This window comes from Vibrio satsumensis (genome assembly GCF_050337435.1).
In the GTDB taxonomy this organism is placed as follows: Bacteria; Pseudomonadota; Gammaproteobacteria; order Enterobacterales; family Vibrionaceae; genus Vibrio; species Vibrio satsumensis.
The window spans coordinates 473,411-499,110 of record NZ_JAKJSX010000004.1; the positions used below are offsets into that span (position 1 = coordinate 473,411).

Below are 25,700 nucleotides of genomic sequence, written 5' to 3' on the forward strand. Positions count from 1 at the left end.
GGCTTCAGGTTGGCTTAAATTAAGCTGCTAAGATTGTTTTAAGATCTTGATCTGGCGTTGTGATAGAACGCATATCGAACTCATCTTGAATAATCTTTAGTAAGTTTTCTGTTAGGAATGCAGGTGCAGTTGGACCAGTGTAAATGCCTTTCACACCCAGAGCGAACAAAGTAAGCAGGATAACAATTGCTTTTTGCTCGAACCAAGATAGAACCAGCGTTAGTGGTAGTTCGTTAATGCCACAATCAAACTCTTGAGACAGTGCGATAGCAAGCTGAATCGCGGAGTAAGCATCGTTACATTGGCCAACATCTAACAGACGTGGGATACCGTTGATGTCGCCGAATTGGTTCTTGTTGAAACGGAATTTACCACATGCCAATGTCAGGATTACTGAATCTTCTGGCGCTTGAGCTGTGAAGTCTGTGTAGTAACTACGCTCAGACTTGTCACCGTCACAACCACCCACTAGGAAGAAGTGCTTGATGTTGCCTTCTTTCACTTGCTCAATAACCGCAGGTGCCGCTTCCATCAGTGCGTTACGACCAAAACCGACAGTGATCATCTGCTCAATCTCGTCGTGTTTGAAACCTTCTTGCGCAAGAGCACAGTCGATTACTGCGCTGAAATCGTCGCCTTCAAGGTGATCAACACCCGGCCAGCCTACAATGCTACGTGTAAATAGACGGTCTGCATATGAACCTACATCAGGGTTAAGCAGACAGTTAGATGTCATTACGATGGCACCAGGGAAGTTAGCGAATTCTTTTTGCTGGTTCTGCCAAGCGCTGCCGTAGTTACCCGCAAGGTGTGGGTACTTGTTCAACTCAGGGTAACCGTGTGCAGGTAGCATCTCACCGTTAGTGTAAACGTTGATGCCCTTGCCTTCAGTTTGTTGAAGGATCTTTTCTAGATCATGTAAGTCGTGACCAGAAACAAGGATGCAGTGACCCTTCTTAGTCTTCACATTCACCGTTGTAGGTTGTGGGTGACCGAATGTATCTGTCTCGCCCTTGTCTAGCATTTCCATTACTTTGTAGTTCATCAAGCCAATCTGCATTGATGTATCAAGTAACTGTTTTAGGTCGGTTGGATCTGTACCTAGGAATGCCATGATTTCATGGTATTCAGCGAAAATAGCATTGTCAGTTTGACCAAGAACACGAGCATGCTCCATGTAGGCTGCCGCACCTTTTAAGCCGTATAGGCAAAGAAGGCGAAGACCAATCACGTCTTCGTGTTGAGAGTCGTGACCGCGGTTTACCGCAGCTTGAGGCGCAAGTGCCAATAGCTCTGAAGAATCTGTTGGAAGATCGAATTGCGCAGCAGCCGAAAGTGCTGGAATTTCAAAACCAATCAATGTTGCTGCTGCGCGAACTTTTTGCTCTAAACGCTGCTTGAATTCATGAGACTGTTGTGCGAATTCGATAATACGAGCAGGGTCAAAGTTAACGTTAGTCAGTGTTGCGAAGAATGCTTTTGGTGCCCACTCATCAACTTCTGTATCAATAACATCGCAAGCGCGACCTAAGCTTGCCCAAAAAGAGACACCTTGCAGAGAATGCACCAACACGTCTTGAAGGTCGGATACTTCCGACGTTTTTCCGCACATACCTTGTGCGAAAGAACAGCCTTTTACGGTTGGGGTTTGAATTGTTTGTTCACATTGAATACAGAACATAAGGGCTCCAGTAATATTTTTGTTAACTATAAGTGCTTTGCTTACAGTGACTTATTCCAAACCCTATAAAGCATCAACCGTGCCAACTTTTAACTAATTGATTTTATTGAACTTAGTTTTATTCCCTTATTTTAGTGCGTGATTATGACTACATATAAACTCCTTAAGGGCACACATGCGTGTCATAGTGACTCTCGAAGATTAATTAACGACGTTCATGTTTCGTTCAGAATAGAAGCGATAAAGTAACAACATAGAAAAAGAGGAATGAACATGAAAAATATATTAGTTACGATTGTTGCGTTGTTTACTGGCCTTTTGGCGTTATTCACTAGCTTGATCCTTGCTATTCCTTTAGCTATTGCAGCTTTAATCACTGGCAAGCGCATTCAGAATCAAATGAAGAAACAGGGATTCGCAGCCCACATGAACACACGTCAATCATCAACCAGTGATGCCGGTGTTATTGAAGGTGAATACGAAGATCTTTCAAGCAGAAAGTAACCTAAACTTTAGTTTCAAGCATAGTGAAAGCACAACAGAGACAAGATTACATAATGCAAAAAAAGCCCCTCCTAGCACTGCTGGCCTTAACAACTTTAAATCTCGTTGGTTGTTCCAACGAGACATCTATACCCGCTTACGAAACTTCTCCAGACTTGCCTAACTATCAGCAAGGCAGCTTTAATGCCTACGTCAATGACACCCAAGATTGGTTATTGAATAACCGTGTGTTCATGACGGAAGACAAGCAACTCGAGATTCAACTGAACTCCCCGACTGAATACAAACCTACCGAACCTAACGGCAAGGCGGTGTTATTGGTTCATGGATTAGGTGATTCACCCTACTCATTTAACGACATAGCTACCCATTTGGCTGAGCAAGGTTACCTAGTGAGAACGGTATTGCTTCCGGGTCACGGTAGTCGTGTGGGTGATTTAATGCAGCCAAGCTTGGAAGACTGGCAAGGCGTAGTGGCTCACCATACGAAGTTACTCGAACAAGAGTATGACTCTGTGTGGCTAGGCGGCTATTCAACAGGTGCGAACCTTGTAACGTCACAAGCGATGCATGATCCAAAGATCTCTGGGCTACTGCTGTTCTCTCCAGCGTTTCAACCGAGCTCACCTGCGGTTCAATATGCTGGGCTAGCGAGCTATTTTGTCACTTGGGCCGATCAAGATCCTGAAGACAATGTACTGCGTTATAACTCACTGCCAATGAATGGTGCTTCGGTTTATTACGAAACTTCAGAAGTGGTTCGCGAAGACTTACAAGATAAACACTTCGATAAGCCAGTGTTCATTATGATGAGTGAAGGCGACAGTGTGATTGATACTAGCTATGTTCAGCAGGCGTTTACTGAGTCTATGCCAAACCCAAACAACGTATTGATTTGGCAAGGGGAAACCACACTCGACGATCCTCGCGCGGTTCAATACAGTATGAAGATCCCTGAACAACGTATCTCTAACGGTTCGCACATGGGCTTGTTATTCTCGCCAAACAATCCGTACTACGGCATCAATGGCAGCGAGAAGATCTGCTCGAATGGTCAGGCTCAAGGTTTTGAAGAACAGTGCAATGCGACCAGTGAAGTATGGTACTCAGCGTGGGGATATCGCGAAGAAGGTAAAAACCATGCGCGTTTAACCTACAACCCTTACTTTTCCGATTCGATGAAAAAGCTAGACGAAGTTCTGAACTCAGAAGGCTAAAGACTCACTCGATAAAAACCTAAAAAGGCTCACTCGATAATGTCTAGTGAGCCTTTTTTATGGATATAGTTTAGATCCGTGTCGTTGCTATCCGCGTCATTTTTCGGTGTCCGGACTACCGCTAGATCGTCCACACCACACGAACTGCAAGCAGAATCAAAACCACACCTGAAAGTCGGTCAATCAGCTGCGCTTTAGAACGGATTCTTTCAACGATCAGTGGGCTCGATAGCACCAAGGTGATGAAGGTGTACCAAAGACCATCAACAATCAACGGTGTTGAAACAATGATCACTTGATTGCTGAGTTCATTACCTAACGCTACGAATTGGCTAAACAGAGCGATAAAGAACAGCGCGATCTTTGGGCTCAAGATAGAGATCAAGAAAGCCTCGCGAGCAGACTGCATATAACTCATTTGTTCACCCGCTTCCAATTTCGCTGCAACGCCGCCTTTCGAACGCAACGCATTCACACCAAGGTAAAGCAGATACGCAGCCCCCGCCAAGCTGATCCCTTTAAATAGCATTGGCGATTGTTCTAGTAACACAGCCAAACCGACGATGGTTGCGAAGGCATAAATACCGATGCCAGCCGCGTGTGACCAAGCTGCGATAAGTCCATTGATACGGCCACCAGCCAAACTATGCTTAGCGATCATCGCCAAGCTTGGGCCCGGAGACATTGCACCCAACAAGCAAATCGCTAATAAAGAAAACCAAATTGTTACTGTCATCATTCCATTCCTAGTAAAACAAAGCGTTCCAGCTGAACACTCTACAATTAATACTCAATACTTAGCGCTTACAATATGCCGCAGCAGGTATTATTTGAAATCAAAGATTATCATTACTAGTATGATTTGAAATCATACTTATATTGTAGCTCGACTTTTGGATGGCTTTAAACGCTTTCTCTCGAGCCCATTTATGGGCAGAGTCGTTGTCATACTTAGGATGCCATATCAGCCAATAGGTATGCATTTCTGTCTCAAACGGCAGCGAAAAGTAAGCGACATCGAGATGTCGCCCCAAGTTATAAGCAATATGCTCCGGCACAATCATCAAGTAATCGTCTTGCATTAACACGTTTCCCGCCGATGAAAAGAACGGTACCTGCAATGCGATTCTGCGTTTATGTCCCTGTTTCTTTAACGCAATATCCGAATAGCTGTCTTTGTCTCCCCCACCCGTGACTTTGATATGTGAGTAACTCACGATGTCTTCCGAGCTTATGGCTGATTGCTTAGCCAACGGATGAGAGGCTCTCATCAAACACACGGACTTATCCTCTCCGAGTTTGATACTTGAGACATGATCCGGCTTTTGGGGGAACATACTCGACGCCAAGTGAATACCTGATTCATTGAGCGTTTCAAGGAAGTTAGGCTGCCACAAGCGATAAGCCAAGTTGATATGGGGCGCGTCCTTCGACACCTCGGACACAATAATGGGCAAGATATACTGGGCAACATAATCACTCGAAGCCAACACCAATTCACCTTGCCAATCTTGTGGATCAAATGGCTTATCATCTAATAAGTGGTCAAACTCGCCCAGCAAGTCATCGAGCTTGCCTTTAAGCAACAAAGCACGGTTGGTTGGAACCAGTTTGTTCCCATCACGAACCAACAAAGGATCACCACATAGCTCTCTAAGCTGAGCCAGTTGACGGCTAACCGCCGACTGCGTGATGTGCAGACGCTGAGCGGCTCGACTGACATGGCACTCTTCAAGAAGCACATGCAATGAACGCAATAGGTTTAAGTTGATATTGCCTAGCATGAAGTTACCGTCGGGTTCAGTTTGTTAAAAAACTCGGTCAGCACAGTATGAGTCATTAGGTGACGCAGATCTGGATAGCTTTGCAGTTGGTCGCGAACTTGATTTAAACGCTCCATGCTTTCTACTTCAACATACAGCATCATATCGGTCTCACCGCTTATCGAATGACACCATTGCACACCATCAATACTCTGGATTCGTTGCGCGTAAGATTCACAACTATGGTCGCTGCTCGACATGTCGAATTTCAGCAAAATATAAGCGCACACATTCTTCGTTTGATTTGGCTCTGTCACTTGAGCGCAGTAACCCGTAATCACTTTGTCGCTTTCCAGTTTTTTGATTCTGGCATTCACTGCCGAGCGCGAGAGGCTGACATCTCGGGCGATATCGCTCACTGAGCATCGTGCATTGGTTTTGAGAATATCCAAAATCTGGCGATCAAATTTATCCATACTTTTGATTCTTTCCACTTATTGTTCTATTTATAACGCCTAATTTGACACAACTTTCCGACTTATAACAGCCATTATGACAACCGACATTTTCACGCTTAAACGGATTAATACCGTCAAAATAGCGGTGTCTTACGACGTTTCGCTAGCTGTATTATTGATGTCGACAATGTATGATTTCAATCTCAATATTACCCATCCCAGAATAAGCACCAAAAGCTAGGAGAGCGAATGACACAACTCAAACAAGAAATCACGCTAATGTCCGGAATTGGACAGCTATCTACGACCTTGCTGGGTACTGGGCTATTTATGATTCCCGCTATCGCTGCAGGTATTGCAGGTCAGTTGTCACTGCTGGCATGGTTAATCTTGTTTATCGCCATTTGCCCAATCGCCCTTACCTTTGCAGCATTAGGAAAACGCTACCCCAACGCAGGTGGCACCGCCTATTTTGTACGCCAAGCGTTCAGCGAGCGTTTAGAAACAAGTGTTGCTTGGTTGTTTGTGAGTGTTATTCCTGTCGGCATTCCAGCTGCGATTGCATTAGCGGGCGGCTTTGCTCAACAATTGTTACCCGCACCTCTCGACACACCGCTTGGTGCTCAGTCCTTTACCGTAGCCCTGCTGATTGCCGTCAACTTGATGGGCAGTAAATCTTCTGGCCGCCTACAAACCGTAATCGCGTTGTCGATTTTCGCCTTAGTTAGCGCTTTTGTTTGGAAAGCCGATATCACGATAGCCGATGTTACTCTTCCTGCTATCTCGTCCGATTCGATGTGGTCTATCGGCGCAGCTTTGGCTGTTATGTTTTGGTGCTTTGTCGGAATAGAAGCTTTTGCTCACATGGGAGAGGAGTTCAAAAATCCACAACGTGACTTCCCAATCGCCATCATTGCAGGCTGTTTTGTTGCGGGGTTAGTGTACTGGGCTTGTTCCGTGGTGATTCTTAAACTGGGGGCTTACGGCTCACCTGAATTTGATGCCGCATCCATCCCGTGGGTAACAGAGCAACTGTTTGGCAATGGCTTCAAAACGGTCATCAGTGTACTTGGTTTCTTTGCTTGCTTTGCCAGTCTCAACCTTTACACACAAAGCCTATCACGAATGATCTGGGCTCAAGCTCGACAACACACTCCGACAAGTAGAATGGCTCAATTGAACAGCCGCGGCGTACCACTTTACCCAACATTAGCAATTGGCTTTATCGCGCTTATTTCGTGTGTGATTGGTGAGCTGTCTAACTTGGACCTTGAGTTCTTTCTCAAGCTCGCCAACGGTATTTTTGTTCTGGTTTATCTGCTCGCGATGTTAGCCGCTTGCCGATTACTGACTGGCGCATCTAGATACACCGCCATGCTCTCACTGGTCATCTGTACCTTGGTGTTTATTTGTTTAAGCTGGTCGATGCTCTATGCTGTCACTATTTTTGTGACATTGTCACTCCCTTGGCGTAAGTGGCTAGGTAAAGGTAAAACCGTTTCTGTCGACAAGTTATAACTCGATTAATGATGAATCGACAAACTGTAAGCAAGCCCTACCAATATTACTGATAAAAAAGCCGAGCGATCTGTTTGATCTTCGGCTTTATGTCAGCCAAACGGATATTTCCAAACCCCAACACCGCACCACTCCAATCACGAATTTCACTTGATCCATATTCATAAAAGTCAAAAGGACGAATGATGATATTTTCAAGCTCTGCTCTACGGTTCCATTCCTGTTCTGATATTCCGTTCGACCATTTAACTGTCACATGCAACCCTGCCGCTTGGCTAATCACTTCAAGATCGCCATGAAACTCACTTTTAATCGCTTCTATCATCACTTCATGCTTGAGTTTGTATGAACGACGCATCTTTCTAATATGACGCAATAAATCGCCTTCGCGAACAAAATCCGCCAAAGCTTCTTGTGTATGAGACGCAGTGTCTCCGGTGAGCGCGTCTTTAATCTCAAGACACTTTGCCACGAGATTTGCAGGCACCACTAAATAACCTAATCGCAGGCCATTGAACATCACCTTACTCAGAGAGCCGACATAGATGATGCGATCATCGAACCCTAACTTACCCGCCAAACCTTGCATGCTGGTATAAGGGCGATGAGCAAACTGGAACTCACTGTCATAATCATCTTCAATGATCCATGACTGATGTTTGTTAGCCCAATCGATCAACTTGAGGCGTTGCTCAGTATTGAGGGTCGTGCCCATTGGGTATTGGTTACTTGGCGTGACATAGAGAGCCTTAGCATTACTGGACAACACTTTTTCAGTATCTAACCCAACCTTTTCACGCACACTCACACCGTCTAGCTCTAGCCTCAACAGATCGATAATTTTATGCACTTGTCGATAGCCGGGCTCTTCCACAAGGATTTTGTCGCCCATCGCTAACGTCGCCATCAAACCGATTGAGATGGCTTGCTGCGCACCAGCGGTGATGATGATTCTATCGGCACTACAATTAACCGAGCGACTGCTTGCAAGATATCTGCTCAACGCTTCCCTCAAGGCTAAGCTTCCCTGAACCTCTTGATTGCCCGCAATGCTCTGACGTGTAGAGTGACGTTGCAGCAGCCTCTGCCATTTCGCAAAAGGGAATGCATCTAAGTCAGGAACTCCGGGGGCAAAGCTGCGGTTAATGTCGTTAGGTGTCGCTATGTTTGCACTCGGTTTACTGACGGTTTGTTGAATCTTCGCATCCTGAACACACTTCGGCTGAGACAAACTTAGGAAGTGCTCGGGCTGTTCAACCGACACATAAAACCCTGAACCTTGCTTGCTCTCGATGTAGCCTTCCGTCACTAACTGTTCGTACGCATAAATCACCGTATTTCGACTCACTGATAACTCGACGGCTAGCTTACGTGTTGAAGGTAACTTGCTGCCCTTGCTCCATAAATCTTGAACGATCTTCTCTCTGATCGCGTGGAACAAGGCGGTTTGACGTGTGTCATGTTGCTCGTCTAACTGTAAGTCACCGACATCAATAGGCTGCATAACTGGATCCAAATAGTGTTTAAAAGTGGCTCTATTTAATAGACCAGTTAATCGCTACATTAATCAAAAGGCAATGATTAAGGAGCGATTATGTTATCTAACACGAAAAGAACCACGATTAAAAAAGGGGCTCACAAAGCCGTATTTGAACAAGAGAAACTGCATCAAATCATCGACGAAAGCTTAATCGCACACATTGCACTGCAAGGCGAACAAGGCCCAATGGTTATCCCGATGCTCGCATGGCGAGTGGATAACATGGTCTACATTCATGGGGCCAAAAACAGTCGCTTATTGAGAGGCCTGAAGAAGGGAGACCCAACCTGTTTAACGTTCACTTTGTTCGATGGTTGGGTGTTGGCTCGTTCTGCATTTCATCACAGTGCGCATTATCGTTCTGCTGTGGTATTGGGGTCATTTTCAGTCATCGAGGACAACCAAGAAAAAGATCGCTTATTGAACATCTTCATTGAGCAAATCGCGCCGGGCAGAACCGATGAAGTCAGGCTCAGTAATGAGAAAGAGCTCACCGCAACCGAGCTATTGGCAATACCTTTAACGGAAGCCTCCGTGAAGATTGGTAAACATGGCGTGAATGATGATAAGACTGATATGGATATCCCAGTATGGGCTGGCGTATTACCTTATCGAACGGTTGTAGGGCCATTGGAAACAGTTCCAGAGCAAGAAGGCATCATTGAAACACCAGATTACCAACAAGCCTATGGTGAGCGCTGGTATCAGAATTGATACACAAAGATGGTCAACTTAATAAAATTGCATACAATCTGAGATACAAAGATTCAACATAGCAAAATAATGTAGTCAGACGATGAGAACGAATAAGGATATTCCACCATTTCAAGGCTTGCTCAATGGCATTGGGCAAGTCTATTTCACACCGTCTGTTATGACGTCGATTTTGCTATTATTTGCCATTTCTATTGAGTCACTTGCGCTGGCTTTTCTTACCTTGCTTGGCGCCAGTTGCAGCTATGCATTAGCCTTCTGTTGGTATATCTACACCAACACCAACACCAACACCAACACCAACACCAACACCAACAAGGCAGCTTACGATATTGATAGTGGTATGTATGCGTTAAATGGGGCTTTAATTGGTTTATTTATCGGTAACTTTTTTGGTGTCACACCATTATTGGTTCTAGTGGCTGTCTTAGGCGCATTACTCACAGTCCCGATTGCCAACATTGTATTCAGATTTAAAAAATATCGCGGTTACACTAGCGCCTTTATCCTCACCTCTTGGCTGATTTATGCTATCCAATCGACCTTAGATCTATCGGCATTTTCTCCATCCAACTCCGTATTGATACCAATAATCAGTTTTGAGGCAAACTCGTGGTTCAACCTACCGATAGTGGTGATCCCGTTGTTAAAAGGGATCAGCCAAGTCAGCTTTATAGACAATGCGTTGTCAGGGCTCGTTATCTTAATCGCCATCGCACTTAACAACCTAAAGCATGCCACTTGGGTTGTGCTAGCAGTAATAATGAGCACCATTTTTAGTAAGATGATTGGTGCTTCTAACGAGCTGGTTGCCCAAGGTCTTTATGGGTACAACGCCATTCTTGCCACTCTAGCGCTTGTGCTCTATCCGCGAATCCCTTGGCCGTTAATCCTATTAGGCATTCTTTTGAGCTGCCTTGTGACACTTGGCTTTCATGAACTGTCACTACTGCCACTCACCGCCCCTTTTGTTTTAAGTACTTGGGGGATTGTCTATCTGTCTGGAGTGATGAAAAAAAATCGCGTTACCAGTTAACGGTTTAATCCGCCTGATTTAGCTGACAAGAGAAAGCCATCAGTACTTTAAACAAGACTAATCGAGAACATTCATTCTTTCGTAGTTTTTCATGCTCAGAGCTTTCCTTATATCTTTGCCATATCATCTCAATACCTTCGACCGTTTCTACTCTGGGGGCCAGCACTCTAGATTGAAAATGCTCCAGTAAAACCAGATAAATCGAACTCTCGAACAAAGGTATATCTTTCTTATGGATAGCTTGAGCTAAACAAAGCCATTTGCTTTTAGGCCTTGTTTTAACATAGCGGTACAACAGTGCTGTACTCAAAGTCACAAGAACAACGATGACAGCGAGTCCGACCATTAGCATCTTGTACTGCTCCACAAAAGAAGCGAAAGTGTGCGACACTTGCCAACTTCGCTCAGGTAAGACAAGAGTTCTTTGCTGTTGATACTCTGAATCCCACCAAAAAACGCTAACCGCAGGAAGAGTAACCCGGCCAGCGTTGTTCACTATATAAGTCACCCTTTCTAACCTTTGAGCCTGACGCACACCCCTTTGCTCATCATCTCTATACTGAGTTGACTCAGGATATACCAAAAATTGACTCGTTAAGGTATCTGGAAGTGTCGTGATTTCCGGCAAAAGTGCGCTGATGGTGTCGTGTGCAGATAATGTAATTTCACGGGTAATCGCGTCGCCCACACTGAGCTGTTCTTCCAAGCCCTGTGAGCTTTCATTTTGAGAGACAAGCGTCCACTTTTCTTTCAGGTTAGCTTCAGTACCTGTTAACCATTTCTGATCAGAAGTCATATTGGCAGAAGGCTTATGAGCATTGAAAGACAAAGCCTTCGTCATCACCACCCCATCAACATTATTACTGCCCTGCTTTACGCCAATCTCAAGCGCGACAGGAGGGATTTGATACTCTCCACTATGTAATGGGTAAAGCACAATTTCCCAGAGTTGTTTGGAGTACACTTTCCCATCAATACGTTCTGTGGAGTTCACAGCAAAAGAACTCATAGGCAACACGACCGCATTATCAACCTCGATACGGTGCACCTTGGTGCCTTTGGTGAACCATGTGTCTGTCATCACTTCAATATTGAGAGTAACCTGCTCATGCACTGCAATACCCGAACTGACGTGGCTCAACCACACGTTAAGCCTCACATTGCCTTGATCGTAGAGCGAAGCTAGCTTCTGACTGTGGGTATTAGGCTGGCTACAAGCAAAATGACTCATTAAGCTAATGACCAAACACAAAAGCTGAAATAACCTACTTAGCTGCATCTTTCCACTCCGTTTGGTTAGCCACCCCTTGCTGATACTGCAATGCAAACTTGGTTGAGATAAAGCTCGATAGATCACTCTGAACTCGCTTCATCCATTTTTCGTTGGCGCCTGGATCACTCAAGATTTGTTCAGCGGATAAGACTTCTTGAATCACTTGATCTTGTTCTACTTGCTGCTTTACACCATCCGAGCGTTCTGGCTTATCACCATTTTCTCGGCTCACCTGACGTTCATTGCTTTTCGATTGTTCCTTCGTAAAACTATCAATATAAACAATCACATCTTCAACAATCTTTAAGTTATGAAGTGCTTCTTGACTGTCAGGGTCTTGCTCCAAGATCTCTCGATACAATGACCTTGCAGCAACAAACTCTTTTTGATTCGCCAATGAAGCCGCCGCACCTAATTGCCCCTGTAAGGTATCACTGCGCATGTAGAATTGTTGTGCCACTTCGTATTCGCCAGCTTGGTAATAGGCCGTTGCTTTCCAGTACTCATTTTCAAAGATTTGCGCGGCTTGTTGGTATTCTTGATCTTGATAATACAGAGCGCCCTGCTGATCTTTAGTCAGCCAAATATCGACCAACGAAAACTCTGCTGCGTATAAATTAGGGCTGTAAGTCGCGCTATAAAATAGAGAAACCACAACGCACCACTGAACTAGCCAACCTTTTCTAAACCACAATAAATACGGTACCAGCACCACCCACACCAAAGGGTAACTTGCATCAAACCAAGGTTCAGCTTGATCTGCTGAGAGCTCAGCAAAAGACGTTATTTCCCCACTAAGATTTTCTATATCTTGGTTATCTTGAGTAAAAGCAACGAAGTCACCATGCACCGAGCTAGCTAATTTCGACAGAGTTTCAATTTCCATTGGTAACGGAGATGGAACATCTTGATTACCAACACCATAAATCAGCAGTTGATAACCTTTTTCCTTGAAATAACCTTGATACTCACGGTAAGCCAGTTGATTAACGGCATCGGTCACCAGCAATACCGTTGCATTGTCAGTTTCAGGTACCAATTTTTTGATGATAGGTAGGGTATATTCCGCAAATTTACCCTCTCTTGGCATTACTTCGGGTTGAATAGCCTCTAATAAAGGCTTAAACACCGCAACGTCTTGCGTTAAAGGCATCGCTAAATGAGCAGTACCCGAGTAGACAACTAACGCTGTTTTCCCTTTACCTTGCAGATCAATAAGCCGCGCTATTTTTTGCTTTGCTCTAAACAGACGACTTGGCGCAACATCCTTTTGTAACATTGACTCAGAGACATCAAGCACAATCACCAATGGCGTGGTGTCTTCTGCAAAAGGCGAAGACTGACGATACCAACTTGGCCCAGAAGCAATCACTATCGCGACCAAGCAGATGACACTGAGCAAAAAGATAGGAAGGTGCTTAACACGAGACGACTCACCAACACGCAAAGCATCAGACAAGTGCTTGGGCAAATGAGTTACCCACGAATTCTGCTCTTGGCTTCGGCGCCAGTTCATGACCAGCACCACAATAAGTGGCACGATTAATAGCAGCCATTCAGGGCGAATAAAATGAAAGTTTCCCATCATAAAGCCCTCCTATTTAGAGTCTCAGGCTTGATACGAAGTCGCAAAACAGATCGAACCACCATAAACACTAAGTGATAGATGAATGCGATAAGCAAAGGCACATAGTGAAGGCTTTGTTTTGGCTGATAACGGTAACTTTCAAACACACTAGGTTCGAGTTCATTGATAGTGTCGTATACGTTATCCAGCTCAGTAGGTGACATCGCTAGAAAGCTCTGTCCCCCCGTCAACTTGGCAACGGTATCAATGATTTCCATATTAATCGCTTGCTCACCTGAAGTGTTCGGGCTCCCCATCGCCACAAGATGAATTTTAATGTTGTGCGCAGCAGCCACTTTCGCGGCATCAATCGGCGGCACTAAGCTGTCGGTATCATTGCCATCGGTAAGTACAATCATCAAGTGATCTCGGCTAAGATGTTCGTGAGTAAGGCGCCCATGCTCATGTTTTTCAGGAGCAAGGTTTTGATGATCTAAGTTTTCAGGAACAAGGTCTTCAGAAGAAAGCTGATCAGGTTGAGCGCTATCTAAGCCGGATGACAGCTCCTGCTTGCCTTTCTGATTCTTGGAAAGAAATGTCTTAATACCGAGTCCAATTGCATCGCCCAAATGGGTACTTTGCCCTGCCATTGCAGGCTCGGTTTCATTTAACAGCGCTAACCATGCGGTGTGATCAGCCGTAAAGGGCGATTGTAAAAAAGCAGAATCACCGAACACTATCAAGCCGAGTCGGTCGCCACTTCGCTTTTGACTGAACGTGTCCAACACCTCTTTTGAGGCCGCCAATCGAGTCACTTGGTTACCAGCACGATTAGAGAAATCGTCCGTCGCCATAGAGCCTGACAGATCCAGAACAATCATCACATCACGTCCAGCGCTCTCTCTCGTCTCTTCAGGCCCTAGCCAAACAGGTTTTGCAGCTGCCAGTACGACTAAAAGCCAACCTAGAATCAGGGAAGAACGTTGCCAAATACCTGCCTTAATCTGGTTTGAGCCTTTCTCTGCACTCAGACCTAAGCTTGATGCCAGCGCATCAAAAAAAGGCACTTTCAAGGCAATTTGAGGAGTTTGATGACTCGGCACAAAACAGTAGATAAGAATCGGCAAGGGCAATAAGGCAAAGACCCAAAGGTATTCAAACTCGACCATCAGAACCTCTCACATGGCCTTTTACCCACGCAATAGCGCTTAAACGAACCTGACTTACTTTACTTTCGGTCCAACCATAATCTGATGCGGGCTTGTAGATATCTTGTTGCCATTGCAACAAAAGCGCTCGGTCAAAAATGGGTTGTGGTGAAGAAACAGTGAGGAACTCACTCCATTCATTGCCACTGAGCATCGCAACCTTACTTCCAGGGAACGAGCAACAAGCCACCTGTTTCAACACGCTGTTGATTCTGCGTAACTCTTGTTGCAAGAACTGATCATTAATGGTGTCTTGTTTACTTCTACTGATCGCTTTTACCGCCAGACGACGATATTTGTTCGCTTTGTAGGAGTGAAAAAGGTAGAACGACTTCCAAGCCCCCCACACCAAAATCAGAACAAAGGTGACTTTCCAACCAATTGTTGTTGGCAACCAAATGACATCCACAGTAGAAGCAGGATCGATAAAACCTTTGAGTAAAACTCGATTATCGGACACGGTAGCCCCCACTCATTTTTTGAATAAAATCAGCGATGTGGTTCCCAGACGTGTCTAATCTAACCACATCAACTCCACCAGCACTCAATAACTGATGGATATCTTGGTAGCCCTGTTGGATTGCTTGGTTGTATCGATGAAGTTTCTCGTTCAATGAGGTATCAGCCAATAGCTGCCACTCACCATCACTGATATGAATCGGTTGAGAAAATTGAAGTTCCAATTCCATAGGGTCGTTGACAGCGATACCCATCAAATCATTGTGCTGCTTTAACCATTTGATTCGTTGAACATCTTGTTCTGTAGCATCATTGAAGTCGCTGATCATCACGATCAAACAACCCTTTAGCTTTTGCTGCGTTAGCTTAGTCAAAGCATCGGATAACCCTGAACCTGAGACTTCTTTACTTTTATGTTCTGCACGAGACAAATCTTGATTCGCGAGTGCCAGAGACTGAAGAATTCGTGCAACATGTGCTGAATGACGTTGTGGTTTATGCCAGTACAACTGCTCATTTGAAAAGATTAACGCTCCAATGCGATCACTGTCCTTTAATACTTTCCAAGCACAGCACGCAGCAACTTGAGCTGCCGCCACAGATTTCATGGTATCGACCGATGAAAAGAACATGCTACTGCGTTGATCGACGAGCAACACCACCGGCAGATCTTTTTCTTCACTTTTAACCCTTACATGAGGTTCGAGCATTCTCTGTGTGACATTCCAGTCAATACTGCGAATATCATCACCCATTTGATAGTGTCGAAACTCTTCAAAGTTAAGCCCTCGACCACGGTAACGAGATAAATGGTTACCCGCTTGTCGAGAACGGCTCTTAGCTATGGGTGGCAACGAGAAACCTGTCGACTTCAATTTTGTCGCCATCAGAGATTCAAAAGAACTAACAACCCTCACGTCATCGGACACATTCATAACAACGTTCCCTAAGAAAGAGGCACATTGAGCAGTAGCTCATCAACAATCTGCTCTGCTGTCACCGAACTCGACAAAGCATCAAAACTTGGAGTAATACGATGACCCAATACCGAGACCACGACCGTTCTCACGTCGTCTGGTGTCACATAATCACGCCCAGCTAGCCATGCGTGTGCACGGCTACATTTATCCAAGGCAATTGATGCACGAGGACTTACGCCAACATCGATCCATTTGTCTAAATTAGAATCTGGATACAGATGAGGAAAACGAGTAGCCATCACAAGATCCACAATATATTGCTTGATCGGTTGTGAGGTATGGATTCGCTTTACCGCCTCTTTGCCAGCTGCAATGTGCTCAACACCGCCTTCAAATGCCGCAGCTAGCAATTTATTTTGTTCTTGTTGTAGGGTTCCTGTATCCATACTCTTGTTCACTTCCTCATCCATTACTGCGAGCTCTTCCTGACGCACTAAATCAATAATCAACATTTCAGAGTCTCGGTCTGGATAGTCAACATTCACTTTCATCATGAAACGATCCATCTGCGCCTCTGGTAGCGGGTATGTGCCCTCTTGCTCAACAGGGTTCTGTGTTGCTATCACTAAGAAAGGTTCTGGCAATGACATGGTTTCACCCGCAACCGTCACTGTGCCTTCAGCCATCGCTTCTAACAGTGCGGCTTGAACTTTGGCTGGAGCTCGATTAATTTCATCGGCCAACACCATAGAACTGAAAATAGGGCCAGGTTGGAACGCCAGCTTCGACTGCTCTTGATGATAAATCTGCGTGCCAGTTACATCAGAAGGAAGTAGATCGGGCGTGAATTGCACACGGCTAAAGGCCATATTTAATTGTTCTGCCAATATTTTAGCGGCGCGAGTTTTTGCCGTTCCAGGAAGCCCTTCCAATAAAATATGACCGCCCGACAACAACGCAATCATCATAGATTGTGTAACATGAGCTTGGCCGATAATAGATAGGTTTGTCTGTTCAATTAAATGACAAACTGCTGCACGAGTATCTGTGGACATAACGTTACCTTGTAAGGCTACCTAAATAAGCTGTAGTACCTGAATTGGGATATCAGCATTGATTTAATTTGGCAGATAGAGTTGTTTTAGTTTTGAGACAACATTTTGAGGAGCGATAGATTCAAGCTCAGCAAGGCACGTATTTGCATCTTGTCCAGCATTCAATAGTGTGTCGCACAAAGCGTATAGATAAGCTGGTTGAGCATGATTTTGATAGATAGATTGGTAAACAGTAATCGCTGTCTCAGCATCATTTTCTCTTGCCAAGGTCGCGTAAGTGTATCCATAAGAACCGTTCATCGATTCAAGTTCATATGCATTTCTCAGGCGACGTAGCGCCTTCACTCTTTCCCCAGTTCGCAAGTAAGACAAGCCAAGGCTATAGTGCAATGCCGCAGATTCAGGAAACTCAACCAACGTCTGCGTTAAAACATGCTGAGCTTGTTCATCGTCATCAATACCTTTTAAATACTCTGCGTAAGCAATGGCCACCCTAGGCTCTTTATGATTTTCAAATCTATCTAAGTAGATCTGCTCGGCTTGTTGAAACTTGCTTTGTAAGGAGTAGATCCAAGCTCGCTCTAAATCACCATCAAGATCGTTGGAGAGTAAAGTGAGGTGCCTATCGATTGCTGGAGCCAAGCGGTCGAGATACTCACCAGACAACTGAGGCCAAAGAACAATCAAAGTTCGAACTGCTTGAGCTTCAACATCGCGATCAACATCGTCTAGCATTGGGGAGACAACATCCCATTTTGCTTTGCCCTGCCACTGTTCTGCGGCTTGTATTGCAGCCAAACGCATTTGCGGATGTTCAGAGCGTGAAGCTCTAGCGACGGCAATAACCGAATTCGGGCCATAATATATCCCCAAGTTAACAGTCGCAGCTGTACGTTGGTCTATAGGTAGAGCTTCATTTTGAGAATACTCCGCGAGTAACAACTCACGCTGTTCAGCAACAGTGGCCACTTGGCTTGCGCTTCCATTACTTAAAGGTTGAACATTTTTCGCCAGAGAGACTCGAGAATAAAGACTAAGCAATATTCCAAGGATAATGAGCAGTGCTGCTAACCAACTAACTAACCGATGTTTCATATTGGATGGCGCTCTATATACAGTTGTTGAGATAACTCTTCAGCCCTTACCAAAAGCGCATGCATAAAGTAAATCTCATCCGTTGTCTCGAAGTCATGAAATTCAAGCCATTGATTTAGCCCTTCAAGTGTTTGAGCTTGCTCGACCTTTTCTTGCTTATCGCTTAAGTAACCCAACGTTTTTAAGCCAGAAACCAACTCTTCATAGTTAACCGGAGGCATCATCAAAGTGATAAATTGCGGCTCATTAGTCATTAAAAGTACATCGTAATTCGCTTTAGCTATCTCGTAGTTTGTGCGTTTTAGTTCGTACTTTTCATCGCATTGAGCGTTATTAGGGCGTTTTTGGCAAAGGTTAAAAAGCGAAGCAAATTCTGTATATCGTTCACTTTTAGTTTGGAAAGCCATATCAATCACAGCTTTTACCGATCCTTGATTAAATAGAGTGTCTGTCGGTGAGACCGCTTTGGTCTGGGCGGTAACCGTTTGGCTAATCAGTGCAACAACAAGCAGCACAATAGTTTTTAGTTTCATCAGATAATGCCTCTATTTAAAATTGATCTTCATTGCATCGCCATTGATGCCTTTATTCACTGGGTAGCCCATCGTCGCAACAACCATTGAAATATAAGGATCAATATGTGAGAAGAACTGCTTCCAGCCTGCACACAAATAGTTCAACCCTGTTTCGCCATCGAGGGTTTTGATGAAGCGATTTTTCGGACACTCACCAAAACAAGCAAACTGATAAGCACACTCTCGGCACTGTTTAGGTAACGTTGACTCTTTTGCTCGGCCAAATTCTTCTTGGCCTTTTGAAAATTGCAGATCTTCGAGCTTGGCATCCTTGATATTGCCGAGTTTGTAATCGGGGTAAACGTAATGGTCACAAGCAAAAACATCACCGTTATGTTCAATGGCTAAGCCCTTTCCACACATGGGAGCAAGCGTGCAAAGTGGGTTCACTCGTCCCATCCAAGTTTCAACGCAAGATTCAAAGTACGGTACATTCACGTTACCGATGTCATTCTCTAACCACTCATCAAAAATGGTGCACAAAAAATCACCCCATTGATGAGCAGAAACACACCAAGATTCGACAATTGAATTCGGGTGACTAGGCTCAGTTTCAGGCATACCTTGAAAAAGAATCTCACCTTCTGACCACTTCTGTGGTGCTGTCTCTCGGAATGATTTCGGTTCGACGATAGGGATGAACTGCATCTGTGGTGAGCGAATTTCATCACGTAGAAAGCGGTATACTTCGAGTGGATTTGAACCCGTAAGGTTGTTTACACAAGTCAACGTCGCAAAGTTGACCTTGTGTTTATGAAGAATGTCGACACCTCTCATGGTTTGTTTAAACGAGCCTCGTCCCGATCTGTTGGTACGATAAGCGTTATGAATCATTTCTGGCCCATCAATGCTCAGGCCGACCATGAAGTGGTTCTTGCTTAAAAACTTGCCCCACTCATCATTAAGTAACGTCCCGTTAGTCTGCAGGTTGTTCTCGATTTTCACACCTTTTGGGCAGTATTTTTTTTGCAAGCGGACTACGTCACGAAAGAAGTTCACACCCAATAACGTCGGTTCTCCACCTTGCCAATGGAAAACAATCTCAGGAAAATTTTGCTGCTCAATATAGGTTTTGATGTAGGTGCCGAGCATCTCTTCGCTCATTTGAGTCGCACAGCCACGCTCATGGCCCAACAACTCTTCTTTACTTAGGTAGTAACAGTAAGTGCAATCAATATTACATGCTGATCCAATAGGCTTGGTCATGATATTCATACGTTTCGCGGGGGCTGCTTTTGGCAACATAATGGTGTTGTGTTGAGCTGATTGGGTCATTGTTATTCCTCTTCTCGTTCACTCACATTCACTGTGCGATTACTTCCCTAAGATGGAAACCTGTAACGGTTATCTAAGGCTATTATTCAACAGCACTTATCAGTCGTAATCAGTAGTATTACGGATTCTGTTCATTGTTAATAAAAACCAAAGATCTCCTAAAATCAAAAAAAGAGCGGTCACTAGGACCGCTCTTTTTAGGGGTTTATCAACTTTTCAGCGGGGGCTGATTTGACTCACCTATCAACTAAAAAATATGACTTTATTGATCAATATTATTAGCTAGTCACTCAATATTATTGGTATTGAGCGCGCTGCCAGATTTGCATCTTATCGGCGATTTTGTCGATAGAGAAAGAACCTGGAACTTGGCGTGGTGGAAATTCTTGGAATGTTTTCAAGAACTGGAATGTGTAAGCCGCACCCAAGTACATGTATGGAAGGTGCTCTACACGCCACTGTTGGTAGCCTACGCCATCTTTATGCGCATTCTCATATGGGTCTTGGCGTAGGTTAAAGATGTAAGGGAAACGCAGCTCTTCGAACTGGCACTGCCACGTTTCAACACCATGACACTCGTTCACAGTGAACATCACTTTCCAGTCGCCCATACGAACGGCTGAAATATGACCATCATCAGCTGCATAAACGAAGCCCTTACGAGGCCACTCAACAGAGTTGTCTGCTGTTGTGTTATTACCTTTCTTAAGAGCCGGCATTAAATCAAAGCCATCTAGATGAACTTTGTACTCTTTACCATTAAGTTTTTTGCCTTTTTTCAGGTCAGCAACAATGTTTTTCTCACCAGCTGCACCCAGGAATGTTGGAGCCCAGTCATTGTGCGCTGCAATTTCGTTTGCAACAGAGCCCGCAGGGATTTTGTTCGGCCAGCGCATCATTGCTGGTACACGGAAACCACCTTCCCACGTTGAGTTCTTCTCACCGTAGTAACGAGATGTTGCGCCATCGGGCCAAGACCATTTCTCTGCACCGTTATCAGTGGTGTACGAAACGATTGTGTTGTCTGCAATTTTAAGTTCATCTAGTTTATCAAGCAGTTGACCGACCATGTTATCGTGTTCAACTAGACCGTCCCCATAAAGGCCACCACGTTTTGACAAGCCTTTAGACTCTTCTTTCAAGTGGGTCCAAACGTGCATGCGCGTTGAGTTAAACCATACGAAGAATGGTTTTTTCTCTTTATGAGCGCGGTCGATAAAGTCTAATGCACCTTCTAGGAACTCTTCATCCACAGTTTCCATACGTTTAATCGTTAGAGCACCTGTATCTTCGATACGACCATCAGCGTATGAATGAATAACGCCACGCGGGCCAAAACGCTTCTTAAATCCGGGCGCTTGTGGGTAATCTGGGTGTTCTGGTTCTTCTTCTGCATTCAGGTGGTAAAGACTACCCATGAACTCATCAAAACCATTAGCCGTTGGTAAGTGCTCATCTCGGTCACCAAGATGGTTTTTACCAAATTGCCCTGTCATGTAACCCTTGGCCTTGAGCATCGTTGCGATTGTAGGATCTTCTTGGCGCATACCTTCAGCAGCGCCTGGCATGCCTACTTTTGTCAAACCCGTACGCATTGGGTGTTGGCCTGTGATGAATGCACTACGACCCGCTGTACAAGAGTTTTCACCGTAGAAGTCAGTAAACAACACGCCTTCGTTTGCAATACGATCAATATTCGGAGTCCAGTGACCAGCTTGACCACGTGTATATGCCGAAATATTGTCGATACCAATATCATCACCCCAGATAGCTAGGATGTTAGGGCGGCTCGTATCCGTCGTCGCATAACTTGCCATTGCAGTTGATGCAAGCGCGGCGCCCATCGCAAGTTGTAGGAAGGTTTTCTTTTTGAACATAGCTCAAGACCTTTTGTAATTTTAAAAGTAATTTCTTTCCGTGAGCTATTATTTAAGAAACATGAATTTGGGTAATCAGTAGTATTACTGATTTAAATGATAGTGATATATCAAACGTTGGCGATAATATTCGGTTATATAATGAAACGTTTGACGAGTAGCCCTAAAAAACGCTAGTTTGTTTAGTATTATTACTGTTGAGGCTGATTATTTTTGATGACAAATACCACTAAAATATCTTTTGAAGACCTAGTGACGGAACAATCCGACGCATTAATTGGCTCGCCTCCCAAAGATTTTGACATGACTTGGCAAAGAATCGCGCACTCTGTATTAGATTGGTTTGACATTGATAGAGTCACGCTTTTTCCCAACTCAATGATCATGCTAAACGACGGAAAGACCGTTACTATCGCTCGTGAGGGAGTTCCAGAGCTCAACGCACAGAGCTTTATTAGTGGCAATTATTTAGATTATCTAAAACAACTAAGAACCAAAAAACGTTGGCTGACATTTAGCGAACAAGATATGAGTGACCACAAGATATCCGTCCTCAGAACACTGTATACGGAAGGTGGGCGTTGGCATGGCATCATCCCTCTGAAACTGTTTGGTCAAGATTGGGGGGCGCTATCCTTTTCCAGATTTAACAATGAGTTATCGCCACTATCAGATCAAGACATGAAACGTCTCAAACTTATTTGTGATATTTGGCTGTGTTATTGGCAGCACTCAACAATGGCTCGAAACCTAAAACAAGACCAAGCGACTAATGCAAATGAAGGTGAGAAGCTTCTTCTATTATCACCTAAGCAGTGCTCTGTATTAACACTGCTCGCTCAAGGGTTTACCGCAAAACAGTGTGCAGAAAAGCTATTCTTAAGCCCCCGAACCATCGAATCTCATAAATATCGTATGATCGACATATTAGAGCTTGAGAACAATACAGAACTCATTCAGTTCGCACTTCGTAATGGCCTAGGAATCGAACAATAACCTTCCTAACTATACTAACACTTCCAACATTCTACTAAGTAGGACGCCTGTTACTTCCAAATAATAGGCGTTATTTCCGTAATACTACTGATTACAAAAGCAAGCTCATAAATTAATTTAAAGTATCAGTAAACCTATTATCTCAATATGTTTCTAATGACTATCAGCCCTTCATTTGATAAAAGTGCAAACGTCGCGGCATATAATAAGGTTTGCTTCCCAATTACTTTCTTGGAGCTTATCTATGTTAATCAAAAATGTTCTTGTTACTGGGGCCTCATCAGGTATTGGCAAAGATCTGGTCATTGCGCTACTCAAGCAAGGTCACACCGTTTACTGCGGTGCTAGACGCGTTGAAAACATGCACGATTTGAGAATATTGGGAGCTCACGTTTTAGAGATCGATGTCCGTGATGAAGAGCAGGTAAATGCTGCTGTAACCCAAATGATCTCAGAAGTAGGCAATATTGATATTGTTTACTCTAATGCTGGTTACCCAATCGCAGGCCCTGTTGAAGAAACACCGATAGAAAAAGTACACGCCCTCTTCGATACTAACGTTTACGGCGCTGCGCGTGTTGCAAGAGCTGTATTACCTCACATGCGAGAAAGAAACCAAGGCCGCATCATTTTTACTACCTCTATTGCTGCGCGTGTCTCCACCAGCATGAACTCTTGGTACTCCGCGACAAAACATGCATTAAACGGCATGGCAAAAGGGCTATCTCAAGAAGTCGCCGACTTTAATATTCAAATCTCAACTATTGAACCGGGTTGTGTGCAAACAGAGCTTGATGCAATCCAACTACGGGATATGAAAGAAACCAATCAGCTTTCAGCTTATAAAGTGATCGTCGACAAATCTCATCAATTCTTACACGACGCGTATAGAAAAGGTGCAACGCCAGAATCAACCGTAAACCACATGCTAAAAGCAGGGTTTGATTCAAAACCCAAGCTTAGTTACCAAACCACACTAGACGCAAAGCTAATGACTTTCGTACAGCGAGTAATCGGTGAAAAAGCGCTAGGCTCTATATTTCTAAAACTGATCAAGCGCACGTCAATTTAAACTCGATAATACTTGAGCACTTAGCTTGAACACTTAAATTGCTAGCTGAATGGGAACATGGAGCTACCTTCAGCTAATATTCGGATGCCCGCATTCATCCTCGAACCTACTTCCCCAAGGTTATCTACCGTTCCATTTCTCTTACCTGTCTTTTTCTTTTCCTTTTTCTAAAAAGTTGGCTCTTAGCAAAACCAACACGCACTTATACCGTAATTCTACGGTTTAGCTTCACGTTCACGCCCCATACACTGCACGGTGGTTTGAAGCAGTGCAACGTTCACAACTGCATATTGCTCTCATGACCATTAGTAAACGAAATCAAATTCAATCATTTTATTTAGAACACTTTCGGAGATGTTGTGGCGAGTAACCTTTCACAATCAAGAGACACATGGGGATCAAAGCTAGGCTTTGTAATGGCAGCGGCAGGTTCTGCTGTGGGCCTTGGGAATATTTGGAAATTCCCCTATACCGCAGGTGAGAGCGGTGGCGGCGCCTTCGTTCTTATCTACTTAGCCTTTGTCATTTTCATTGGCTTTAGTGTCATGCTAACGGAATTTGCTATCGGTCGACATACACAAAAATCAGCCGTGGGTGCATTTAAAGCGACTGATCGACGCTGGACATTTACCGGCGTAATAAGCGTGGTAAGTGGACTGCTAATTATGGGGTTTTACCCGGTTGTCGGTGGCTGGTCTATCGCTTACATCTATAAAATTGCCACAGGCTTACTCAACACTCCCCAACTAATAGGGGAAAGCTTTACTGGCTTCATTTCTACACCAGTAGAGCCTTTAATGTGGATGAGTGTCTATCTCTTTTTGAATGTACTTATCGTCATGAAAGGTATTTCTGGCGGCATTGAAAAAGCAGGCAAGATCCTAATGCCAATGTTGTTCATGATCTTGGTGATCGTATCGATAAAAGGATTGTCATTACCGGGTTCAAGCGCTGGCCTTAAGTTCTTATTTAGCCCTGACTTCTCTAAAGTAGACAGCAACGTTGTGCTTGCAGCACTCGGACAAGCCTTCTTCTCTTTAAGCCTAGCAACAGGTTGTATGATCACATACGGTAGCTACCTAAAGAAAAAAGAGAACCTAGTACAAACGACGGCGATGGTCGTTGCTATGGACAGTGGCGTTGCTCTACTGGCTGGTATCGCAATGTTCCCTGCAATGTTTGCATTTGGCATGGAGCCTGCTGCTGGCCCTGGCTTAGTTTTTGTTGTTGTACCTCAGCTGTTTGCAGAAATGGGTGGCGTGATCGGCTTACTATTCGCACTACTTTTCTTTGTAGGCCTTAGTGTTGCAGCACTCACTTCTTCTGTATCTCTTTTAGAGGTTGCGGTCTCGTACTTAATCGATGAGAAACAGATGACACGCTTTAAAGCGGTACTGGTATCAAGCATTACGATGATCAGTATGTGTGTACTCTCTTCACTGTCACTGGGAGGTATTGGCCCTAAGTTATTCGATACCGGCGTGTTCGATATCTTCGATCTATTGACTGACAAGATATTCTTAGCCGTTTGCGGCATGTTCATTTGTATCTTTGCAGGCTGGAGATTGAACAAAAAAGACCTAGAAAATGAGATCACCAACAATGGTGAAATTTCATTCCCTCTGTTTAACCTTTGGTACGGCTTAGTTAAATACATCATTCCTTTTGCAATCGCAATCGTTGCTTTTATGGGCGTGAAAGCTGGTTTTGACAGCGGCAAAGGCGAAGTCATGTTAATGGGTATCGCATTTATCGCGCTCACCGCGGTAATTTCTAAACGCTTCTAGAATCTGCGTCGACTTAAAGCGATGAATAACGAAAGCCTGTCATCAAACGACAGGCTTTATTTTTGGCTTTCTACTCACTCACCTACCCTTTAAATTCGCTCTAGATCATA

23 protein-coding genes are annotated in these 25,700 nt (G+C 44.3%); 8 read left to right on the forward strand and 15 right to left on the reverse strand.

Annotation, left to right across the window (positions count from 1 at the left end):
* Positions 1-19: 19 nt before the first annotated feature.
* Complete coding sequence (gene hcp, locus L4C44_RS05090) at positions 20-1,681, reverse strand: hydroxylamine reductase (RefSeq protein WP_146490043.1); 1,662 nt, start codon at positions 1,679-1,681, stop codon at positions 20-22.
* Positions 1,682-1,954: 273 nt separating this feature from the next.
* On the opposite strand from hcp, the gene L4C44_RS05095 reads away from it, so the two are divergent.
* Both L4C44_RS05095 and L4C44_RS05100 read left to right on the forward strand, forming a co-directional pair.
* Positions 1,955-2,185, forward strand: a complete 231-nt coding sequence (locus L4C44_RS05095; RefSeq protein WP_009845683.1) for a hypothetical protein — start codon at positions 1,955-1,957, stop codon at positions 2,183-2,185.
* Positions 2,186-2,238: 53 nt separating this feature from the next.
* Positions 2,239-3,402, forward strand: coding sequence for an alpha/beta hydrolase (locus tag L4C44_RS05100; protein WP_428804527.1), 1,164 nt, complete (start codon positions 2,239-2,241; stop codon positions 3,400-3,402).
* A gap of 121 nt (positions 3,403-3,523) precedes the next feature.
* Here the strand turns inward: L4C44_RS05100 and L4C44_RS05105 are convergent, their stop codons facing one another.
* The 3 genes from L4C44_RS05105 to L4C44_RS05115 all read right to left on the reverse strand — a co-directional run bounded on the left by L4C44_RS05105 (position 3,524) and on the right by L4C44_RS05115 (position 5,641).
* On the reverse strand, positions 3,524-4,138 hold the full coding sequence (locus L4C44_RS05105) for a LysE family translocator (protein ID WP_017630487.1): 615 nt from the start codon (positions 4,136-4,138) through the stop codon (positions 3,524-3,526).
* 100 nt (positions 4,139-4,238) lie between these two features.
* A complete protein-coding gene (locus tag L4C44_RS05110) occupies positions 4,239-5,186 on the reverse strand; it encodes a LysR family transcriptional regulator (protein WP_146490041.1) in 948 nt (315 codons plus the stop codon).
* A complete protein-coding gene (locus tag L4C44_RS05115) occupies positions 5,180-5,641 on the reverse strand; it encodes an Lrp/AsnC family transcriptional regulator (RefSeq protein ID WP_146490040.1) in 462 nt (153 codons plus the stop codon). Before L4C44_RS05115 ends, L4C44_RS05110 begins: the two co-directional genes overlap by 7 nt.
* A gap of 231 nt (positions 5,642-5,872) precedes the next feature.
* Between L4C44_RS05115 and yjeH the strand changes: the two genes are divergently transcribed.
* Entirely contained in the window at positions 5,873-7,141 is a 1,269-nt protein-coding gene (yjeH, locus tag L4C44_RS05120; RefSeq protein ID WP_428804528.1) for an L-methionine/branched-chain amino acid transporter, read from the forward strand.
* A 46-nt stretch (positions 7,142-7,187) separates the two neighbouring features.
* Here the strand turns inward: yjeH and pdxR are convergent, their stop codons facing one another.
* The gene (gene pdxR, locus L4C44_RS05125) at positions 7,188-8,645 is read right to left on the reverse strand and encodes a MocR-like pyridoxine biosynthesis transcription factor PdxR (protein WP_428804529.1); all 1,458 of its coding nucleotides are present in this window, start codon (positions 8,643-8,645) and stop codon (positions 7,188-7,190) included.
* Positions 8,646-8,735: 90 nt separating this feature from the next.
* On the opposite strand from pdxR, the gene L4C44_RS05130 reads away from it, so the two are divergent.
* Positions 8,736-9,395: a pyridoxamine 5'-phosphate oxidase family protein gene (locus L4C44_RS05130; protein WP_428804530.1), complete on the forward strand. Its 660-nt coding sequence runs from the start codon at positions 8,736-8,738 to the stop codon at positions 9,393-9,395.
* Positions 9,396-9,477: 82 nt separating this feature from the next.
* Positions 9,478-10,431, forward strand: coding sequence for an urea transporter (locus tag L4C44_RS05135; RefSeq protein ID WP_428804531.1), 954 nt, complete (start codon positions 9,478-9,480; stop codon positions 10,429-10,431).
* A gap of 4 nt (positions 10,432-10,435) precedes the next feature.
* Here L4C44_RS05135 and L4C44_RS05140 read toward each other — a convergent pair whose 3' ends face one another.
* The 10 genes from L4C44_RS05140 to L4C44_RS05185 form a co-directional block, all read right to left on the reverse strand.
* Positions 10,436-11,710 carry a BatD family protein gene (locus tag L4C44_RS05140; protein ID WP_428804532.1) on the reverse strand — a complete coding sequence of 425 codons (1,275 nt, stop codon included), beginning with the start codon at positions 11,708-11,710 and terminating at the stop codon, positions 10,436-10,438.
* Entirely contained in the window at positions 11,697-13,292 is a 1,596-nt protein-coding gene (locus L4C44_RS05145) for a vWA domain-containing protein (RefSeq protein ID WP_428804533.1), read from the reverse strand. The genes L4C44_RS05140 and L4C44_RS05145 overlap by 14 nt, the downstream gene beginning before the upstream one ends.
* Positions 13,289-14,440, reverse strand: a complete 1,152-nt coding sequence (locus L4C44_RS05150) for a VWA domain-containing protein (RefSeq protein WP_428804534.1) — start codon at positions 14,438-14,440, stop codon at positions 13,289-13,291. Before L4C44_RS05150 ends, L4C44_RS05145 begins: the two co-directional genes overlap by 4 nt.
* A complete protein-coding gene (locus L4C44_RS05155) occupies positions 14,427-14,939 on the reverse strand; it encodes a DUF4381 domain-containing protein (RefSeq protein WP_327784441.1) in 513 nt (170 codons plus the stop codon). Before L4C44_RS05155 ends, L4C44_RS05150 begins: the two co-directional genes overlap by 14 nt.
* Positions 14,929-15,873: a DUF58 domain-containing protein gene (locus L4C44_RS05160; protein WP_428804535.1), complete on the reverse strand. Its 945-nt coding sequence runs from the start codon at positions 15,871-15,873 to the stop codon at positions 14,929-14,931. The genes L4C44_RS05155 and L4C44_RS05160 overlap by 11 nt, the downstream gene beginning before the upstream one ends.
* Positions 15,874-15,884: 11 nt before the next feature.
* On the reverse strand, positions 15,885-16,913 hold the full coding sequence (locus L4C44_RS05165) for an AAA family ATPase (RefSeq protein WP_428804536.1): 1,029 nt from the start codon (positions 16,911-16,913) through the stop codon (positions 15,885-15,887).
* Positions 16,914-16,976: 63 nt separating this feature from the next.
* Complete coding sequence (locus tag L4C44_RS05170; RefSeq protein WP_428804537.1) at positions 16,977-18,008, reverse strand: tetratricopeptide repeat protein; 1,032 nt, start codon at positions 18,006-18,008, stop codon at positions 16,977-16,979.
* Positions 18,005-18,541 (reverse strand): hypothetical protein, encoded by a 537-nt coding sequence (locus L4C44_RS05175; RefSeq protein WP_146492759.1) that lies wholly within the window; start codon positions 18,539-18,541, stop codon positions 18,005-18,007. The genes L4C44_RS05170 and L4C44_RS05175 overlap by 4 nt, the downstream gene beginning before the upstream one ends.
* Before the next feature lie 12 nt (positions 18,542-18,553).
* Positions 18,554-19,864, reverse strand: coding sequence for an anaerobic sulfatase maturase (locus L4C44_RS05180; protein WP_409994461.1), 1,311 nt, complete (start codon positions 19,862-19,864; stop codon positions 18,554-18,556).
* Positions 19,865-20,154: 290 nt separating this feature from the next.
* Complete coding sequence (locus L4C44_RS05185) at positions 20,155-21,735, reverse strand: arylsulfatase (RefSeq protein ID WP_061017566.1); 1,581 nt, start codon at positions 21,733-21,735, stop codon at positions 20,155-20,157.
* Positions 21,736-21,951: 216 nt separating this feature from the next.
* Here L4C44_RS05185 and L4C44_RS05190 point away from each other — a divergent pair, with 216 nt between their 5' ends.
* From L4C44_RS05190 to L4C44_RS05200, 3 genes are all read left to right on the forward strand, one after another.
* A complete protein-coding gene (locus L4C44_RS05190; protein WP_146492757.1) occupies positions 21,952-22,731 on the forward strand; it encodes a response regulator transcription factor in 780 nt (259 codons plus the stop codon).
* A gap of 244 nt (positions 22,732-22,975) precedes the next feature.
* Positions 22,976-23,803, forward strand: a complete 828-nt coding sequence (locus L4C44_RS05195; RefSeq protein WP_146492756.1) for an SDR family oxidoreductase — start codon at positions 22,976-22,978, stop codon at positions 23,801-23,803.
* Positions 23,804-24,162: 359 nt separating this feature from the next.
* Positions 24,163-25,590: a sodium-dependent transporter gene (locus L4C44_RS05200; protein WP_327784449.1), complete on the forward strand. Its 1,428-nt coding sequence runs from the start codon at positions 24,163-24,165 to the stop codon at positions 25,588-25,590.
* Positions 25,591-25,700: the final 110 nt, after the last annotated feature.